General features: G+C 63.6%; 17 protein-coding genes. 12 read left to right on the plus strand and 5 right to left on the minus strand.

What is annotated here, in order from left to right:
* Positions 1 to 33 precede the first annotated feature (33 nt).
* A complete protein-coding gene (locus LQ788_RS14475) occupies positions 34 to 1020 on the plus strand; it encodes a DUF2804 domain-containing protein (protein ID WP_231442110.1) in 987 nt (328 codons plus the stop codon).
* A 140-nt stretch (positions 1021 to 1160) separates the two neighbouring features.
* Here LQ788_RS14475 and prfB read toward each other — a convergent pair whose 3' ends face one another.
* Both prfB and LQ788_RS14485 read right to left on the minus strand, forming a co-directional pair.
* Positions 1161 to 2279, minus strand: coding sequence for a peptide chain release factor 2 (gene prfB, locus LQ788_RS14480; protein WP_069600633.1), 1119 nt, complete (start codon positions 2277 to 2279; stop codon positions 1161 to 1163).
* 12 nt (positions 2280 to 2291) lie between these two features.
* Positions 2292 to 2438 carry a hypothetical protein gene (locus LQ788_RS14485; RefSeq protein ID WP_231442112.1) on the minus strand — a complete coding sequence of 49 codons (147 nt, stop codon included), beginning with the start codon at positions 2436 to 2438 and terminating at the stop codon, positions 2292 to 2294.
* A 326-nt stretch (positions 2439 to 2764) separates the two neighbouring features.
* On the opposite strand from LQ788_RS14485, the gene LQ788_RS14490 reads away from it, so the two are divergent.
* From LQ788_RS14490 to LQ788_RS14525, 8 genes are all read left to right on the plus strand, one after another.
* Complete coding sequence (locus LQ788_RS14490) at positions 2765 to 3988, plus strand: CpaF family protein (protein ID WP_231442114.1); 1224 nt, start codon at positions 2765 to 2767, stop codon at positions 3986 to 3988.
* On the plus strand, positions 3985 to 4911 hold the full coding sequence (locus LQ788_RS14495) for a type II secretion system F family protein (protein ID WP_231442116.1): 927 nt from the start codon (positions 3985 to 3987) through the stop codon (positions 4909 to 4911). Before LQ788_RS14490 ends, LQ788_RS14495 begins: the two co-directional genes overlap by 4 nt.
* A complete protein-coding gene (locus tag LQ788_RS14500) occupies positions 4908 to 5846 on the plus strand; it encodes a type II secretion system F family protein (protein ID WP_231442118.1) in 939 nt (312 codons plus the stop codon). The genes LQ788_RS14495 and LQ788_RS14500 overlap by 4 nt, the downstream gene beginning before the upstream one ends.
* A gap of 53 nt (positions 5847 to 5899) precedes the next feature.
* Positions 5900 to 6133, plus strand: a complete 234-nt coding sequence (locus LQ788_RS14505; RefSeq protein WP_231442120.1) for a hypothetical protein — start codon at positions 5900 to 5902, stop codon at positions 6131 to 6133.
* A 23-nt stretch (positions 6134 to 6156) separates the two neighbouring features.
* Positions 6157 to 6579, plus strand: coding sequence for a TadE family protein (locus LQ788_RS14510; RefSeq protein WP_231442122.1), 423 nt, complete (start codon positions 6157 to 6159; stop codon positions 6577 to 6579).
* Positions 6572 to 7066, plus strand: coding sequence for a hypothetical protein (locus LQ788_RS14515; RefSeq protein ID WP_231442124.1), 495 nt, complete (start codon positions 6572 to 6574; stop codon positions 7064 to 7066). Before LQ788_RS14510 ends, LQ788_RS14515 begins: the two co-directional genes overlap by 8 nt.
* A gap of 1 nt (position 7067) precedes the next feature.
* Complete coding sequence (locus LQ788_RS14520; protein WP_069600652.1) at positions 7068 to 7505, plus strand: pilus assembly protein TadG-related protein; 438 nt, start codon at positions 7068 to 7070, stop codon at positions 7503 to 7505.
* Positions 7506 to 7671: 166 nt separating this feature from the next.
* A complete protein-coding gene (locus tag LQ788_RS14525; protein ID WP_231442126.1) occupies positions 7672 to 11301 on the plus strand; it encodes an FtsK/SpoIIIE domain-containing protein in 3630 nt (1209 codons plus the stop codon).
* A 23-nt stretch (positions 11302 to 11324) separates the two neighbouring features.
* On the opposite strand, the gene LQ788_RS14530 is transcribed toward LQ788_RS14525, so the two are convergent.
* Together LQ788_RS14530 and LQ788_RS14535 are read right to left on the minus strand one after the other, a co-directional pair.
* A complete protein-coding gene (locus LQ788_RS14530; protein WP_394801310.1) occupies positions 11325 to 12800 on the minus strand; it encodes an amino acid permease in 1476 nt (491 codons plus the stop codon).
* A gap of 74 nt (positions 12801 to 12874) precedes the next feature.
* Positions 12875 to 13876 (minus strand): N-acetyltransferase, encoded by a 1002-nt coding sequence (locus LQ788_RS14535; protein WP_231442128.1) that lies wholly within the window; start codon positions 13874 to 13876, stop codon positions 12875 to 12877.
* A gap of 46 nt (positions 13877 to 13922) precedes the next feature.
* Between LQ788_RS14535 and LQ788_RS14540 the strand changes: the two genes are divergently transcribed.
* The 3 genes from LQ788_RS14540 (at position 13923) to LQ788_RS14550 (ending at position 17173) form a co-directional block, all read left to right on the plus strand.
* Complete coding sequence (locus LQ788_RS14540; RefSeq protein ID WP_231442130.1) at positions 13923 to 14732, plus strand: purine-nucleoside phosphorylase; 810 nt, start codon at positions 13923 to 13925, stop codon at positions 14730 to 14732.
* Positions 14733 to 14824: 92 nt separating this feature from the next.
* Complete coding sequence (locus LQ788_RS14545) at positions 14825 to 16693, plus strand: phospho-sugar mutase (RefSeq protein ID WP_231442132.1); 1869 nt, start codon at positions 14825 to 14827, stop codon at positions 16691 to 16693.
* Positions 16694 to 16696: 3 nt separating this feature from the next.
* Positions 16697 to 17173: a hypothetical protein gene (locus LQ788_RS14550; RefSeq protein ID WP_231442134.1), complete on the plus strand. Its 477-nt coding sequence runs from the start codon at positions 16697 to 16699 to the stop codon at positions 17171 to 17173.
* A gap of 18 nt (positions 17174 to 17191) precedes the next feature.
* On the opposite strand, the gene LQ788_RS14555 is transcribed toward LQ788_RS14550, so the two are convergent.
* The gene (locus tag LQ788_RS14555) at positions 17192 to 18262 is read right to left on the minus strand and encodes an alpha/beta hydrolase (protein ID WP_231442136.1); all 1071 of its coding nucleotides are present in this window, start codon (positions 18260 to 18262) and stop codon (positions 17192 to 17194) included.
* Positions 18263 to 18278: the final 16 nt, after the last annotated feature.

The following is an 18278-nucleotide window of genomic DNA, read 5'->3' on the forward strand; positions in this document are numbered from 1 at the left end:
CGAACGACCATTGAAACAGAGCAAGGGATACGCATGGAGAAAGAACTGCACGAGCCCGTCGACATGTGCCTCGGTGACGGCACACTCAACCAGGCAGCCGTCGGATGGAGCCGGTTCCCGCTGCACAGGGCCAACCTCAAGGGCTGGGGCCGACGGAAGAGATTCGACTACTGGTGCATCGTCTCCCCGGAGATGATTCTCGCGTTCTCAATCTCGGATACCGACTACAAGGCCGCCACCTCGATGTTCTTCCTCGATAGGAAGACGCAGACAGAGACGACGGCCGGCAGCATGGACTGGTTCAGGTCCAACCCGACCTCACGTGCCCCATGGGGTACCGAGGCGATCCACTCCGGCAAGAAGGACATCGATATCGCGATCACACCAGGTGATCAGACGATGCTGCTCACTGTCGCCACACCCCAGGTGAATGCCGAAATAGAGGTCAGCATTCCCGCCGATCATCAGTCGATGGGCGTCCTGGTGCCATGGAGCGAAAAGCGGTTCCAGTACACCCGCAAGGACAACTGCCTGACCGCAAGCGGACGAGTTCGGGCCAACGGAGTCACCTACCAGCTGGACGAGAAGTCCACGACCGCGACCATGGACCACGGGCGCGGCAAGTGGCCGTACGAAACCCTGTGGAATTGGGCCTCCGGCAGCGGAACGACGAATGGCGAGGAGATCGGTCTGCAGTTCGGAGCCAAATGGACCGCAGGTACCCCGTCGACTGAGAACGCATTGCGCCTAGGCGGCCAGATCGAGAAGATCAGCGAAGAACTCGAGTGGACCTATGACACCGAGAACTGGATGGCGCCCTGGACCATCAAGGGCGAACGAGTCGATCTGCTCTTCACCCCCGAATACCATCGCCATTCGGAATTCGATAAGAAGATCGTCAGCAGTCGCGAGGATCAGGCCTTCGGCTACTTCTCGGGCACCGTCTGGTCCCTCAGCGGTCGCGCCTACCCCGTCGAAGACGTCTTCGGCTGGGCTGAAGAGGTTCACCGCCGCTGGTGAGGATGGTCATCTCCGGTGATGAGTGTGGGCGTGCGGGCAATTCCTTCGAGGAATTGTCCGCACGCCCACATCTACCTCTCGCGCCTCAGAATCATGCACAGCCGCCGAGGCGGTGCGTGACCTGGCCGAGCAGCCGAAGCTCACTCAGACTCTTCGGCCATCTCCTGCTCTTTGCGCCAGCGGATGCCGGCTTCGATGAGACCGTCGAGGTCACCGTCGAAGACATTTGAAGGGTTGTTGACCTCGTAGCCGGTGCGCAGGTCCTTGACCATCTGGTACGGGTGGGTGACGTAGGAACGCATCTGGTCGCCCCAGCTGGCCTTGATGTCTCCGGCCAGTTCCTTCTTCTGCGCTGCCTCTTCCTTGCGTTTGAGGTCAAGCAGGCGTGACTGGAGCACGCGCATCGCGGCTTCGCGGTTCTGGATCTGGGACTTCTCGTTCTGCATGCTCACAACGACGCCGGTGGGCTCGTGCGTGATGCGCACGGCCGAGTCGGTCGTGTTCACGGACTGACCACCGGGGCCCGAGGACCGGTAGACGTCGATGCGCAGATCGTTCTCATCAATTTCGACATGGTCGGTGGACTCGATGAGCGGGACAACCTCGACGGCGGCGAAGGAGGTCTGGCGACGTCCCTGGTTGTCGAAGGGGCTGATGCGTACGAGGCGGTGTGTTCCTGCCTCAACCGACAGTGTTCCGTAGGCGTAGGGGGCGTTGACCTGGATGGTTGCGGATTTGATGCCCGCACCTTCGGCGTAGGAGGTGTCAAGCTGCTGCACATTGTATCCGCGGTTCTCGCCCCAGCGGATGTACATGCGGATGAGCATCTGCGCCCAGTCGGTGGCGTCGTCGCCGCCGGCGCCGGAGCGCACGGTCACGACAGCGGAGCGCTCATCGTATTCGTGGTTGAGCAGGGTCGAGATCTCGAGCTCGGCCAGCTGGTCGTGGAGCTTCTTGAGATCGCGTTCGGCTTCGACCTTCGAATCCTCATCGCCTTCGTCCTCGGACATCTCGATGAGCAGCTCAGCATCGTCGATGCGCTCACCGAACTTCTCGAGCTTCTCCAGGGTTCCCTGCTTGTGCGAGAGCGTGGCTGAGATCTTCTGCGCGGAGTCCGGATCGTCCCAGAAGGACGGCGCCGATGCCTGCTCCGTCATTTCGGCGACCTCGGAGCGAAGGTTGTCCAGATCGGACACATCCAGGATCGCTTTGTAGGTCTGACGGAGGTTGGCGATTTCAGCAGAATAATCAAGGGCCATAATGAGCCCAGCCTAGTACATCGCGGCCCTCAGGCTTGAATCCTCGCCCTTCAACCCCACCGTCAACCGGCGCCGAGGTGGCACGACCGATCGTGCCACCTCGACGAGGCCGATGAAGCCCTTGCGCGTGGTGTCGGTGACCCGGCAGCTGACTGACATTTCACCGCGGAATGAAAATAGCGACGCCGGCGGGAGATCAAGTCATCCCGCCGGCGACGCGGCCTGTGGTGCGCGTGATTCGACGTCGAAATCACCGCAGCAGTGAGGAAAATCTATACCTGATTGCGAGCCTACGCAATGTGTTGGTCGCGATTTCCTCGAGCCTTCAGTGCCCACCCAAACTACATAATTGGCATTTCCATTTCATGCACAGAGTTATCCACAGATTTGAAGAATCGCTGGATTCTTGATTCGACTACATATAGGTTAAAAACAAATTCAGCTGTTGGAAATGTGATTCGCATTCTGTAGTCCAGGGGTTCAACGTGGAAGCCACCGAGGTCATCAAGAGCGAAGTTCACAAGAGGATCAGAGACCTCGATGTGGATCCTCGTGCCGATACTCAGCGCTCGCGCGAAGTCATTCGCACCGTCATCTCCGAGTACGATGAACGCAGTCTCGTCGCGGATCTTCCGCCTCTTGAGGATAAGGAAGCGACTTTCCGGACGATCGACAATCAGCTCTCCGGCTTCGGTGCCCTGCAGGACTATTTCGATGATCCCCGCGTCGAGGAGATCTGGGTCAACTCCCCCAGCGAGGTCTTCATCGCCATCGACGGCCTGCATCAGCTGACGACGACGAAACTCACCGCTGGCGAACTCGATGATCTTATCGAGAGAATGCTGCGCACCTCGGGGCGACGAGTCGACCTGTCTCAGCCATTTGTCGATGCGATGCTCCCAGACGGCTCCCGACTCCACGTCGTCCTGCCCGACATCACCCGTTCCTATCCTGCGGTCAATATCCGCAAGTTCATTCAGCGTCCGCGCAATCTGGCCGGTCTCGTCGCCCAGGGGTCGCTTACCCCGCCAGCCGCGCGCTTCCTCGATGCCGCCGTCGCCAGCGGCGCGAACATCTTGGTCTCCGGAGCAACACAGGCCGGCAAGACGACCATGCTCAATGCGCTGGCCGGTTCCATTCCGGCTCGTGAACGGATCATCTCCTGCGAAGAGGTGTTCGAACTCAACCTGCCCAGCCGAGACTGGGTTCCCATGCAATGTCGCCAGCCCTCCTTGGAAGGCACGGGCGAGGTCACGCTGCGGTCCCTGGTCAAGGAAGCTCTGCGCATGCGACCGACGCGCATCATCGTCGGTGAGGTGCGTGAGGCAGAGAGCCTCGACCTGCTCGTGGCCTTGAATTCAGGTCTTCCCGGGGCAGGCACGATCCACGCGAACTCCGCTCGGGCTGCGATCACGAAGATCTGCACCCTGCCTCTTTTGGCTGGGGCGAACATCTCTTCGTCCTTCGTCGTTCCCACTGTGGCGGTGAGCATCGACGTCGTCGTCCACCTCCGGCGTGACCCGAACGGCACCCGCCTCGTCAGCGAAATCTGCGCAGTCCCCGGCGGCGTCGAAGGTGACGTCGTCGAACTCGACACCATCTTCCATTCACCGCAGGGACAGCTGGTTCGCGGACAGGGATTCGGCCACCTCGGCGAACGATTCGCCGCCATCGGCAAGGATCTTCATTCCATTCTGGAAGCCGCATGAGCTATTCCCAATACAGTCTTCTCATCGGCGCGTGCTTGGGCGCCGGTCTCTTCCTCCTGTGGATGTCACTGTGGCAGAAACCCTCGAAGAGACGGGTGCAGCGACGATGGGTGCGCGAACTCGACGATATGCTCACCGGGGCCGGCTTCCCACGACTGCACCCCAGCCACCTGGTTCTCATCTCCCTTGCCGTCTTCATCGTCGTTGTCGTCGTCGCCACCGTGCTCACCGGATCGTGGGCCATCGCCTTATGTTTCGGGGCATTCGCCTCCTGGCTGCCGCACAGACTGCTCCAACATCGCGCCCGGAGCAAGCAGGTGATGCGCCGCGAGCTGTGGCCCGAGACCCTCGACCACCTCAATTCCGGAGTACGTGCCGGCCTGTCACTGCCCGAAGCCCTGAGTTCGCTGGCCCACCGTGGACCCGAACCCCTGCGTCCTCTGTTCGAGGTCTTCGCCGAGGAATACCGAGCCAGCGGTTCCTTCGCCATCGCCCTCGAACGCTTCCGCCAGGTCAGTGCCGACCCTGTGGCCGACCGGATCGTCGTCGCGCTCAGCGTGACCAGGCAGGTCGGCGGAAGTGACCTCGGCACGATGCTGCGCGCACTTGCTCAGTTCGTCAGGGACGATGCCCGCACCCGCAATGAACTCTCCGCCCGGCAGCAGTGGACCGTCAACGGTGCCCGGCTGGCGGTGGCCGCTCCCTGGGTGGTGCTCGCTTTCCTCTCGACCCGACCGGAAACGGCGGTTGCCTACAACTCCCAGACCGGGCTGCTCCTCCTGGCAGCCGGATTCGTCGTCTCGCTGCTGGCGTATCAGGCGATGAAACGCATCGGCCGGCTCCCTCAGGAACCGCGCGTCATCGAAGGATCGTCCCTGTCCTCGTCGTTCCACCGGCCGGTCGAGGGCAGTGAAGTCGCGTGAGCGCGTTGAGCGATCCGCTGACGATCCTTGCCCTCGGGGCCTTCAACGGGTTTGCGCTCTGCGTCTTCGTCCTCTCCCTGCCGCCGCTGCGCCGCCCGACTCTGTCGTCTCGAATCGCTCCGTACCTGCGTGATCAGGAGTCGCTGGTCGACATCTATGCGCCGCCGACTCCGCGCACGGAAGGCCTGCTGGGGCTGCTCAAAACCGCCACATTCGGCGCCACTATGTGGGTGACGTCCCGGATCACAACCGACGCCACATTGAACCTGCGAATCAACCGTCTCGGCGGGGGTGCATCTCTGGAGCGTTTCCGGATCAATCAGATTCTGAGCATTCTGGCAGGCATGATTGCCGCCGGATGTGTGGCCGGGCTGCTCTCGGCACAACGCGGCTTCTCCCCCGTGGTCACGATCGTGCTCATCATCAGCGGCGGCATCGCCGGGCACATCGCCAACGACTGGCGCCTGAGCCAGGCCATCGCCCGCCACGAATCGCGGGTCCTGGCAGAATTCCCCACCATCGCCGAACTCCTCGCCCTATCGATCACCGCAGGTGAGGGAATCGTCGAAGCCCTCGAACGGGTCTGCCGCACCTGTTCAGGCGATTTGGTCGACGAGCTGCGCGGCGCACTGGCCACGACCAGGACCGGAACGCCGCTGGTCGATGCGCTCGATTCGATGGCCACCAGGATCGCCATTCCCGAGATCGTGCAGTTCGTCGACGGGCTGGCCGTGTCGATGACGCGCGGCACGCCCTTGGCCGAAGTCCTTCGTGCTCAAGCCGCTGATGTGCGTGAGCAGTCGCGCCGTCGTCTGCTCGAACTGTCGGGAAAGAAGGAGATCGGCATGTTGGTTCCGGTGGTCGTATTCGTGCTCCCGGTGACCGTCATCTTCGCCGTCTTCCCCTCGCTCACGGTCCTTGATCTGAGCCCCTGACCTGCCACCCGATCATCAACCTGCCACCGATCACCCCGGAAGAAGGAGACACTATGTTCCACCATCTGATGAACCGATTCACCGTGTTCGTCATCGGCCTCTCAACCGATGCCCCCGATCGCGAAGGCGAGCGCCGAGAGGAGAGACCGGACCGCGGTGACGTTCCCGGTTGGGTCCTCATCACGCTGATGACGGCTGGGCTGGTCGTTGCGCTGTGGGCATTGGCCGGAGAGGCCTTCACCTCGATGTTCCAGGATGCGATGAATAAGGTTCGGGGCGCCGGGTGAGTCATCGGATGTGTGGTGTCGACGTGGACGTGGACGCTGAGGCCTACGATGTTGACTGCGAAGCCGGGGCTGACTCCGGTTCTGCGATCGCCGAGTTCGCGCTCATCGGGTCACTCCTGGCCCTCGTCTTAGCCGGGACTCTGCAGATCGGTCTGGTCATCCACGTCCGCAACACAGTCATCGATTCAGCCATCGCCGGTGCCCGCCAAGCCAGCCTCGCCGATCAGTCGAATGCCGACGGGAGACGTCTCGCCTCCGAACTCATCACTGTGTCCGTGGGCGAACGCTATGCCCAGTCGATCACCGTCACCACAGCCCGGCACGGTCCAGACGATGTCGTCGAGGTTCGTGTCCGGACTCCGCTGCCCGTCCTTGGACTGTGGGGCCCCGCCGAGGTGTGGGATCTGAGCGGACGGTCGATCGTTGAGGACATCGATCGTGACTGAGCCTGACCTTGCGGTGCCCGAGGAGCGTCCCGACTCGCTGTCGGAGGAGCGCGCCGATTCGGTGTCGGAGGAACGGCCCGATTCGGGCACGGCCGTCATCGAGTTCATCTTCGCGTCCATCGTCCTGCTCATCCCGGTCGTCTATCTCATGCTCGCCATCTCTCAACTGCAGGCTGCCAGCTATGCGACGACGTCGACCGCGATCTCGGCCTCCCGGATCGCGGCCCGCGATGCCGACCCCTCCGAACGCCGAGCCCACCAGCTCGCCGACATGCATTTCACCGATTTCGGACTCACCGGGGTTCCCATCACGATTGACTACTCATGTTCCGGACCCTGTGGACAAGCAGGATCCCTCATCACCGCGCGGGTCGAGACGAAGGTGTCGCTGCCCGGGTTCCCGCTCCTCTTCGGCACCAAACACTCCCCGCACATCACTCTTCGGGCCTCCCACACCGATGTCGTCGCCACAGCGGGTGGAGACTGAGATGCCGCGCAGACACCGGTCCCGCGTCGACGACGGGTCCATCACCCCATTGGCCATCGGCTTCGTCGTCATCGCCTTGCTCTTGGCCTTCCTCATCGCGGCGCTGACGGATCTGCATATGACTCGCCGCGAGCTGCAGAGCGTGGCGGACTCTGCAGCACTGGCTGCCTCCGACTCATTCGAACCGGCTCCCGGCGGCGAACCCGGGCTCGTGTTCTCACCCCCTGCGGCGAAACGGGCCGCCAGCCGCTACATCGATGCTGTTCCCACCCCGCAGGGACTGCACAATGTGGAGCTCAGCGCCGATGCTGACGGGCAGCATTCGGTCGTGATCCGCCTGCGCGCCGACTACACACCCGCATTGCTGTCACGGTTCGTCCCCGATCTCATCGAACTCCAAGCCACCGCCTATGCTCGCGGTTCGCTGCGAATATCGTGATGGTCGCCTGCAACGATTCGGACGAGGACACCTGCGACGACTCTGCCGTATTCTCTTGTGGACACTTCCCCCACTTGTGAGCGAAGAATCTGTGGACACAGAACCGCCGTCCACAGGACGATGAGGCGCCCTTGGTCCGCCCGGTGAAACACGTGATCCTGAAACAATGAACACGCTCGGTCTGATTCATCGCATCGATGCCAACGCCAACATTCGCACCGATGTGATCGAAGCAGACTCTGAGCAACCCGTCCTCGAGGTGCTTCGCTCCCTCGTCGGTCCCGCCCTGACCCTGGCTGACCTGCTCGCGGGCAACCGCCTGCCCGCAGAATCCGGCAACCCAGATGATCTGGTGAAGACCATGGCCTGGGGACGGTGGCAGTCGCTGAACCCGGTCACCGTCCTCGGAACCTCGTCCCTCGATCGTGGATCCGGATCTGCCGTGGTCTCGGTGCTCGCCGGACCCGATTCGGGCTTCACGATCGGAATCGATCCCCGAACTCCCCTGCTCAGCCGCATCTCCCACCCCGAGAGCCTGACCATCGTCGACCCGTGCCTGTCCCGCCAACCGGCACGACTCGAGTTGGGCCCGGCCAGGGAGCAGACGTTCTCAGCTTTAGGCACCACTATCTTCTCGCCCAACTCCCCCACTATCTCCCATTCCCGCAGACCTCTACCGGATGCAACCCGGACTCGTGTGTTCGCCGGCTCTGGGCGTGAACCCACGCATGTGGCACCTGAGTCAGTTGATGACCCACGCCCGGCGAAGCCTCCCCAGTGGTGGGCGTTCCTCATCCCCATCGCCATCGGAGGGGTTCTCGCAGTTGTGACAGGAATGTGGTGGTTCCTCCTCTTCAGCGTGTCCGCACCCATCTCCGGCTACGTCGCCTTCGTCATGGAGAAGCGTCGATATGCACGCGACTGCGCCCAATGCGTCCTCGACAGACGCGCGGCGCTCGAGACGGCCCGGCACGGGCTGTCCACGGTGGTCGACGACCACAGGCGCCTCCTGCAGACCGGTTCGGGACTGTGCCTCGGCTTCGGGGCTGCCCGCAGCCCTATCACGATCGCCGATGAACTCCGCGAGGGCACCGAACATCTCGACGGGACGGTCATCATTGACGACGTGCCGCTTCGCATCGACCCCACCACCACCTCGGTGACGGTCACCGGCGATGGCGAACAGCTGCGCCGCATGTCCCTGTCTTGGCTGGGCGACCCCACCTATGACTGGCTGCCGTGCCCCGAGCTGCTTCGACTGCCCGAATTGCAGGGTAGCGGCTTCGACCACAGCGACGGCGCCGAGTCGGGAATCGGCGTGGTCCTGTCCGAACAGGCCACGTCGGCGCGACTGCTGCTGCAGGCACCGTCTCCCGTCGCATCGATCTCCCTGTCACTGGGCAGCCTGGCCCAGGCGCGCACCGACGATTCTTCGGCTGCAGATGGTCCCGCGCCGGGCAGAACCCTCGTTGCCTCCCTCATGCCGCCTGGGCGGTTCCTCGCTCTCGGGCACCGGCAGGCGACGGACGGCAGCGTCGAACGGCTGCCGAATCATGGCCTCGGCGATCTCTACGACGATGCACCGCAGGTCATTCGTCAGCGCTGGGCGCACACTGCACCTGGTCCCGTGCGGATTGGGCGCGGACGAGATGGGGACATCGCCCTCGACCTCTTCAACGACGGGCCTCACGCGCTCGTGGCTGGAACGACAGGCAGCGGGAAGTCGATTCTGCTTCAGACCTGGCTGCTCGCAATGGCTCTGGAACACCCACCGTCGCGGCTGGTGTTCGTTCTCATCGATTTCAAGGGCGGTGCGACTTTCGCCCCGTTGGAGGAGCTGCCGCATACCGACAGCGCCCTCGACGACTTCGATTCCGCGGCTGCCTTCCGCGCATTGGTCTCCGTCCGTGCTGAGATCACCCGCCGCGAGCGGCTCCTGGCCGACCACGGGTGTTCCGATGTCCTCGAACTCGACGATCCCCCGCCGAGGTTGGTCGTCGTCATCGATGAGTTCCACGCACTCATGGCGACCCACCCGAAAGCGGCAGATCTGTTGGAGCACCTGACGGCTCTGGGGAGGTCACTGGGTGTGCATCTCATCCTCGCGACACAGCGGCCGCTCGGCGTCGTCACCGGACAGATGAAAGCCAACATCAACATTCGGTTGTGTCTGCGAGTGCGCGAGGATGCGGACTCCTTCGACGTCATCGGCGTCAACGACGCTGCTCACCTGCCACCGGACACACCAGGGGCAGCGTGCCTCGATTCGGGTTCGTCGATCATAGAGTTCCGCGTCGCCGTTCCCACCTCTGCTTCTTCCTCTGCTGCCGGTGTTCGTGAGCGGCCTCGGCTCCGACCCTGGGAACCCGGCCGAGGTCTTCCCACTCAACACAGCGTCAACGGCATCCATGTCGGCAATCTGCAGCAGGCCAATCGTGAGGCGCCGGGCGGGACGCAGCCATCGCCTCAGCGACATCGTTCGGTGGTCCTCCCTCCCCTGCCCGATGCTGAGGATGTCCCTGCGTTGCTTTCGGCTTGGACAGGAAAGGGTGGCACCACAGAGACCGGTCCAGAGGTGATTGGCACGGCTACCGGGACAGTGACCGGGATCGTTGACATTCCCAGTCACCAGAAGCAGAGCGCATGGTCATACTCCCCTGCCGTTGACGGTTCGACCATCGTCGTCGGCACCGACGCGGACGTCGTCTCGTCAGTGCTGAGGCGCATGGTCGCCAATGCCGCCCAGACTCACCGGGTCGTGGCCTTGGGACGCATCGCGACGTCCTTGGACTGGGCCGACATCGCCTGCGGAATGGACACCGGGTGGCGATTCCACGCGATCCTCGACCATCTGCACCGAGGCTCTGCCGACGAACGTGTGCCGGCCACGATCGTGGTGTGCAGCAATTGGAACGAGTTCATCGACTCTCTGGACCATCAGATGGCTGCCGAGACGGAGCGACTGCTCAAGCATGGCTCCGGGTTGGGGCTGACGTTTCTGCTGGGCGGGTGCCGAACGTCGACGAGCACGAGCGCCGCCTTCACCTCACAGGTGATCTTCCCACCCAGCGCAGGAGGTGATGGGCTCAGCGTCGGACTGTCCAGGCAGCGATTCGTCGGGACGTGGCCGGAATACAGGGCAGTCCTCGTCGGCCCCAGCGCGCACGAAGCAGGTGGCGACGGCGCCGATGTGCAATTGGTGCCGCACCTTGCACCTGAAGGCAATCGAAGACGTGACAGACTCGAACCCCGTTGGCGCGGACTCACGGCAACACCGGAACACGCCACCGCGCCACTGGATCCGACGGGGACCTGGATTCCACTCGGACTCGACCCCTTCGGGAAACTCGTCGCGTGGAAGCCCGCGCGTGACGGAGAGGTTCTCAGCGTCCGCGGATCACCCCAGAGCGGGAAGAGCGAGACCGCAGCCATGGTACAGGAAACCTGCTCCGACGCAGCAGCGGCCAACATTCATTCGCTCACGGTCCATGACGACGCGCATCTGGAAGCCAACCCGGACGCCTTCGATCTCCTCGACGGGGGACTGCATGTCGTGACGATGCCGGTGCGGTTCACCCCCGGCTACGGTTCCCCGTTGGCCAAGGCACAAGGACTGGGACCGACGCTGATCATCGGCGTCCACAGTCGGCAGGACCTCAGCAATCTGGGCCTGCTCAGACTGCCACCACTCGGCGGCGATCCCGGGACCGCATGGTTCGTCACCGAAGGCAGGGCGCAAGCAGTGAGACTCTTCTCAGCGGAGGGAACCGCCGATGTCACGGTGAGGTCTGCCTGACCGATCGCGTTTCGAACTGACGATCAATCAGTACTCTCGTTGTGCCTGCCCACGGCCATTGGCTCGGTGCGGTCGATGAGCTGGTAGGGTCGGCGCCCCTCACCCCGAACGAAAGCGAAGTAGCACAGCCACAGCGCCCCGACCCAGAGCAGACCCACCCACAGTGCCGGACGGGAATCGGGCACGATCCCGACCATGACGATGACGAAGAGGATGAATGCGACCGTCGCCCACGACCCCACAGGCCACAGCGGCATCGGGAACTCACTGCGCAGTCGGTTCTCCTGCACCAGCACCCGCTTCATCCGAATATGAGCGGCGAGGATGACCAACCACACCAGCACCGTGGCAAACGTCGCCAATGCGCCGAGCAGGAACAGAGCCTGGTCGGGGTAGAGGTAGTTGAGGAGCACGCCGACCAGCAGGGCCACAATCATCGTGATCACAGTCATCACCGGCACTCCGTTGCGGGTGGTGTGGGCAAAGGAACGCGGTGCCTGCCCCTGCTCCGCCAGACCATGGAGCATCCGACCGGCCCCGAAGATATCGGCATTGATGGCCGAGAGCGCCGCCGTGATGAGCACAACCTGGAGGATGGCGGCTGCTGCGTTGAAACCGACGGAGTCGAAGATCGCGACGAAGGGGCTGATCTCCGAGGTGATCTGGTTCCAGGGCAGGATGCACATGATCACGCCGAGGGTGAGCACGTAGAAGAGCAGGATGCGCACCGGCACCGAGTTGATGGCGGCCGGCAACACCTTCTTCGGGTTCTGCGCCTCGCCGGCGGTGACTCCGATGATCTCGATGCCGCCGAAGGCGAACATCACGATCGTGAATGATGTCAGGAGCCCCCAAAGTCCGTGCGGGAACGCTCCCCCGTGGTCGAACAGTGCACGCGGGCCCATCTGATCGTGGTCGGCGATGCCGAAGCCGAAGATGATGATGGCCACGCCGGCCGCGATGAGGGCGATGATCGCGACGATTTTGATGAGCGCGAACCAGAACTCCAGCTCACCGAAGACCTTGACGCCGATCATGTTGATTGCGGCAATGAAGAGTACGACGGCCAGCACCCAGATCCAGCGCGGTACTCCAGGGAACCAGAAGCCCATGTACACGCCGACGGCGGTGGCGTCGAAGACGGCGACAAGGATCATCTCGAAGACGAAGGTCCAGCCGACGAGGAAACCGGCGAATGGATGGAGATAGTGCGATGCGAACTGGCCGAAGGATCCCGAAACGGGGTGGCGGACCAGCATTTCGCCCAGCGCACGCATCACCATGAAGACGGCGGCACCGCCGATGATATAGGCCAGCAGCACGGACGGACCTGCGGCTTGGATCGACTCCGAGGACCCCATGAACAGCCCCGTGCCGATGGCCGAACCCAAGGCCATGAAGCGGATGTGCCGGGCGGTCAGTCCCCTGCGCAGACCCACGTTCTCAGTGCGAATGTCATGGGTGATCGCCTCTCTGCTCCCACTGTCAGCCGAAGACACAGGTGTCCTACTTTCTCTCAAATTCTCCCGCCATGCCTGCCCCGGTCATTGTGAACCCTCGGGGCAACGTCGGCTCAGCGAGCGTCGGCGGGCGGTCCCGTGAGCGTTTCGTAGCGGTAGAGTTCCGTGGCCTGGCCGGCTTCGACGAGTCGATCGGCCAACGCAGAGACCACTGGCATACCGCTCGTGACCTCAAGGACGACGTCGGCATCGACGGAGAGTCGGGCAAGGAGAAGCTCGGCGTCGGCGATCGCGGCCTTGAACAGGTCGCTTGAGGTGTCGGCGGCCTCTTCGCGGGTTTCGAACATCGACCCGATGATGAGTTCGGTCGGTGCCTCTTCATCGTCACCAGGGGCCGGCATGGCATCGGTGATCTCGACGCCTGGCTGATCTGCTTCCCGTGCGTAGGAGACGGCGAAGGCGCTGAGTCCTGAGTCTTCGGCGGCGCCGGCTTCACCGTTGAGCAACGCCGCACCATGGGCACCCGCTGCTTCGGAGAGGAACGCATTGTTGACCTGACCGATCGTCAGTGGACCGACGGCGTCGTCCTTGTTCACGGCCGTGTACCAGGCGAGGAAGGCCTTCGTGAGCTTGACCGATCCGGTGGCCACGATCTCGAGGTCCTCGGCGCGTCCGCCACCGCTGGGCGGCAGTGCACCGGCGGCGACCTTGATCACCCGTGTCGTCGTCAGCGGTGTGAAGCCCAAGGCCTTGGCGAAGCCTTCACCCGGGCTGCCGGCCTCCACTCGTGCACGCAGGTCAAGGCCCTCCAGAGCAGTGCCGACGGTTTCGGCGCAGGCGGCTTCGAAGAGTTCCCGACCCTGACCGTGGCCCTGTTCCTCGCCCGCGACCTCGACATTGACCCACGCCCGATAGGGGTGAAGGGGGGACTCGGCAATCGCTGCGACACCGACGGGAACCTCAGGGACCACCTCGGCGATGACAGATCGCAGCAAGGGAGAATCCGAGGAGGGACGGAACAGGGACCTGGCCATGTGGGCGGCCGGTGTCGCAGCGTCGGCGAGCACCTCGTTCAACCGCAGGTCGTCACCATCGGTCAGGTCTCTGATCGGCATTGTGTGCGCTCCTTGAACGGGTCGAGAACTTGATAATCTTGGCGTCATGACTGACTTAAGCGATCCTACCGCCGCCGCCCGCGCCGCGGCCACGACTATCAACTCCAAAGCCGGTATCGAGGCCCATGACATTGCTCTCGTTCTCGGTTCGGGTTGGGGTGGAGCAGCGGAGCTCCTCGGCGAGACGATCAGCGAGATCTCGGCCGCAGAAGTCCCCGGCTTCCACGCACCCGCCGTCGAAGGCCACGGCGCCACCCTGCGCACGATCCGGATCGAAGCCAGCGGCAAGCACGCTCTCGTCCTCGGTTCCCGCACCCACTACTACGAAGGCAAGGGCGTGCGCGCCGTCGCCCATGGAGTCCGCACCGCCGCTGCCGCCGGATGTGAGAGCCTCGTACTCACCAACGGCTGCGGTGGCCTCAACCGCAATTGGGCTGCCGGCATCCCGGTCCTCATCTCCGACCACCTCAACCTCACCGGCACCTCCCCCATCGAAGGTGCGAACTTCGTCGATCTCACCGACCTGTACTCCCCGCGCATGCGTGCCATCGCCAAGGAGATCGACCCCAGCCTCGACGAAGGTGTCTACGCCCAGTTCCGCGGACCCCACTACGAAACCCCCGCCGAGGTGCGCATGGCCGGAGTCCTCGGGGCCGACCTCGTCGGAATGTCGACCACGCTTGAAGCCATCGCCGCACGTCAGGCTGGGCTGGAACTCATGGGCATCTCCCTGGTGACGAACCTGGCCGCCGGCATTCAGGAGACTCCGCTCTCCCATGCCGAGGTCATCGAGGCCGGGGTCGCTGCGGCTCCGCGGATCTCTGGGCTGCTCGCAGACATCGTCTCGAAGCTCTGAGCACTTTCAGCGTCGATCTCACCGCCCGCGCCTCCAGCACTCCCCTCCCCGACGGGTGCTCCCCGTTTCGACAGCATTGGACAAGGACAGATATGACCGAAGTAGCCGATCGCTTCACCAACGGCTTCGACGCCGCTATCGTCGAGGCGTGGATCGCCGATGACCCCGATCAGCAGACTGCGACCACCTTAACCAACATCCTGGCCGCGGCGAAGACCGGCGACGGGGCGGCCCTGGCTGACCTTGAGGATCGCTTCGCCGGTCCCCTGGAGTTTGGAACCGCGGGTCTGCGCGGAGAGATCGCTGCCGGACCCAATCGGATGAATCGTGCTGTCGTCATCCGCGCCGCGGCCGGGCTCTCCCGTTTCCTCCTCAACACCGTTGGTGAGGGTTTCACCGTCGTCATCGGCTGCGATGCCCGCTACAAATCCTCGGACTTCGCGACCGACACCGCTGCGGTCGTCACAGCCGCAGGCGGAACTGCCATCCAGTTGCCCGATCAGCTGCCGACCCCGCTTTTGGCTTTCGCACTGTCCCATCTGCAGGCCGACGCCGGCGTCATGGTCACCGCGTCACACAATCCGCCTGCGGACAACGGTTACAAGGTCTACCTCGGGAAACGTCCGCTGCAGGCCATCGAATCCGACCCCAAAGCCGCCGAGGCAGGTGCCGGGGCTCAGATCGTCAGCCCCGCCGATGCCCTCATCGCCGAGCAGATCTCGGCCGTGTCGTCCGTGGCCTCGGTGCCGCGTGCCGAATCCGGGTGGGAACATCTCGATGAGTCGATCGTCGAAACCTATCTGGCTCGCATCGATGCCCTCAATGTGCGCTCGAGTGCCGACCTGACCATCGTGCACACCTCCCTGCACGGTGTCGGAGCCTCCGTCGCCGAGGCGGCTCTTGCCCGCACAGGTTTCACGAACGTCCACCCGGTGCCCTCCCAACAGGCACCCGACCCGGACTTCCCTACGGTGACTTTCCCGAACCCGGAAGAGGCTGGCGCCCTCGATGAGTCCTATGCCTTGGCCAAGGAGGTCGGCGCCGAACTCATCATCGCCAACGACCCCGATGCCGATAGGTTCTCCGCTGCCATCCCCGATGCTTCGCGGGCCGCTGGCTACCGGCAGCTCTCCGGCGACGAGGTGGGACTCCTTCTCGGCGAAGACATCGCAACGCGTCTGGCCCAGGGCACCCATCATTCGACGCAGCAGGCTGCCGAGGACTCTGCCGGGGTCGACGACGCTGCCGGCGGCTCCGCACCGGTGTTCGCCAACTCGATCGTCTCCTCCCGGGGCCTGGCAGCCGCTGCAGAAAACCACGGGTTCACCGCGACGAACACACTCACAGGGTTCAAATGGATCTCCCGTGTCCCCGGCTTGGTCTTCGGCTACGAAGAGGCCTTGGGCTACTGCGTCGATCCCACCGCAGTCAGGGACAAGGACGGTATCTCCACTGCCGTGACCTTCGCCGCGCTGGCTTCCAGGCTGAAGGAATCGGGTTCGAGCATCGAGGCCGAACTCGACCGGATCCGCAACCGCGACGGATACTTCGCCACCGCCCCACTGAGCTTCCGCCTCGACGATGTCACCCTCATTGCCGCGGCCATGACGAAACTGCGAGAGAACCCACCGACCACGCTGGCAGGGTCCCCAGTCGCCGAGGTCCATGACCTCTCGCAAGGTTATGACGGTCTGCCTCCCACCGACGGCATCCTGCTGCTCTCCGAGGCGAACTCACGCGTGATCGTTCGTCCCTCGGGTACCGAACCGAAGCTCAAGTGCTATCTCGAGGTCGTCGCCGACCCTGAGGGACTCGCCGCCGCTGCCGCCGCCGATCAGCGCGCGGTCTCTGCCGCCGGGCTGAGAGTCCCGACCACCTCGGCGAGTGCAGCACTCCAGCCTGCGCTCAAGGAACGACTGACGTCGATCAGCACCGAATTCAAAGCCTTCTTCGGGCTCTGATCGATGACTGACCACGAAATTCCGGCCGATCCCGAGATCGACAGTGTCCTCACAGAGGCGCTCGGCGGCCTGGGCGCGAAGTCAACGATCTTCGGTGCGGGACGCCACGGTGCCAAGTGGTCAGCCAGACGACTGAAGACGGAGACTGCCCAAGAAGTGATCGAGGTTGCTCCCGCTGAACAGGGACGCATTCTCGCTGAACTGGCAGGTGGCACCTCCGGCGCAGCGGGGTCGTTCAGCGCAGCAGGATCGTTCAGCAGACTCGAAGCGCACGACGACGCGGTGGTGACGCTGCGCGGCATCGTCGGCTCCGGGGTCGGGTCTCTGAATCCGGCCTACGTGATCATCGTCGTCGACACCCAGACGTCGACGATCGGCATCGCCGCGCACGCCAAAGAGGGGCTGATCAAACAGCGAACAGCGCAGAAGGCCGTGGCCAAAGTGCGCTCAGCCCTCGGGCTGCAGCAAGATCGACGCTGACGTCGATCAGCACCGAGCTCAGGGCCTTCTTCGGGCTCTGAGGAGCTCGACGAACCGGTCGGGTTTCTCCCCGTGCACATTGTGGCCCGACTCGATCCGGACCAGTTCGATGTTCTCATTGAGTGAGGTGATGCGTTGGGCGTCGGCATCGTCGATGGCACCCTGCAGAATCCCGTCCGGACCGTACTCCCAGTCCGCATGGATCAGAGTGGTTGGTGCCTCGATCCTGCGCAATGTGTCCTCATGATCGAAGCCTTCATCCCAGCTTCCGGTGAAGAAGGCGTCTCCGAAGCGCGGGTCGTATGTCAGCAGTGATCGCTGCATGTCGTTCCAGCCTGAGGGCATGAAGAACAAGGTGATCGGACGTTGCGGATGCTTCGCGTGCTGTCTCAGTCCCGAGCGGACGATTCGGTCCTTAGCCTCACCGAAGAAGGTCCAGAGGCGTTGGTGGGCAAAACTGTAGGCAGCCCAATCGGTGTCTTCAGATTCGAGGAAGTCGTGGCAGATCGTGGCCAGGTCGACCCAGTTCCACGTCTGTTCGGCTCGCGGCAGCAAAGTGGTGAAGAGTGGCGGGTCCTCCAACACGACGGCGCGGACGAGGTCGGGCCGGTGTCCGGCGACCCATGCCGCGAGCTGACCGCCAGAGGAATGTCCCGAGACCACGACGGGTTCTCCGATCACCGTCTCAATGAAGCTGGCGAGATCATGTCCGATGGCCGCCGCCGTGTACTTCTCCGGGGCGCGTGCGGAATCCCCATGCCCGTGGACGTCGACGGCGAAGACGTTGAAGTCGCGGGAAAGTGACGGCAGAACGGGGGCATAGCTGCGCCAGTCGACTCCCTGACCGTGTATCAGCAGCAACGGCGGACCGGAATTACTCGGTCCCGAAGCGTAGTTCAGTCGCGTCTCGTTGATGTGGACAGAGCTCTCGCGGAATCCTGCTGCGCGGGTTCTCCTTTGAGCGAGGTCATGGCCTTTCAGGTTGTTGAGCGCCCACGCGCCGACAGCGGCTCCAGCGATAGCGAGCACCCCGGCGACACCAGCCATCCCGTATCCGGTTCTGCGTTTGACCACGTCGCTTATCTCCATCAACTCACCACTGCCG

Source organism: Brevibacterium zhoupengii (assembly GCF_021117425.1).
Taxonomy (GTDB): Bacteria; Actinomycetota; Actinomycetes; order Actinomycetales; family Brevibacteriaceae; genus Brevibacterium; species Brevibacterium zhoupengii.

Bases quoted from the DNA above. Each gene is read 5' to 3' on its own strand.
- LQ788_RS14525 (WP_231442126.1), top strand. From the start codon at position 7,672: ATGAACACGCTCGGTCTGATTCATCGCATCGATGCCAACGCCAACATT.
- LQ788_RS14485 (WP_231442112.1), bottom strand. From the start codon at position 2,438: ATGTCAGTCAGCTGCCGGGTCACCGACACCACGCGCAAGGGCTTCATC.
- LQ788_RS14520 (WP_069600652.1), top strand. From the start codon at position 7,068: ATGCCGCGCAGACACCGGTCCCGCGTCGACGACGGGTCCATCACCCCA.
- LQ788_RS14475 (WP_231442110.1), top strand. From the start codon at position 34: ATGGAGAAAGAACTGCACGAGCCCGTCGACATGTGCCTCGGTGACGGC.
- LQ788_RS14545 (WP_231442132.1), top strand. From the start codon at position 14,825: ATGACCGAAGTAGCCGATCGCTTCACCAACGGCTTCGACGCCGCTATC.
- prfB (WP_069600633.1), bottom strand. From the start codon at position 2,279: ATGGCCCTTGATTATTCTGCTGAAATCGCCAACCTCCGTCAGACCTAC.
- LQ788_RS14495 (WP_231442116.1), top strand. From the start codon at position 3,985: ATGAGCTATTCCCAATACAGTCTTCTCATCGGCGCGTGCTTGGGCGCC.
- LQ788_RS14550 (WP_231442134.1), top strand. From the start codon at position 16,697: ATGACTGACCACGAAATTCCGGCCGATCCCGAGATCGACAGTGTCCTC.
- LQ788_RS14540 (WP_231442130.1), top strand. From the start codon at position 13,923: ATGACTGACTTAAGCGATCCTACCGCCGCCGCCCGCGCCGCGGCCACG.
- LQ788_RS14505 (WP_231442120.1), top strand. From the start codon at position 5,900: ATGTTCCACCATCTGATGAACCGATTCACCGTGTTCGTCATCGGCCTC.
- LQ788_RS14535 (WP_231442128.1), bottom strand. From the start codon at position 13,876: ATGCCGATCAGAGACCTGACCGATGGTGACGACCTGCGGTTGAACGAG.
- LQ788_RS14555 (WP_231442136.1), bottom strand. From the start codon at position 18,262: ATGGAGATAAGCGACGTGGTCAAACGCAGAACCGGATACGGGATGGCT.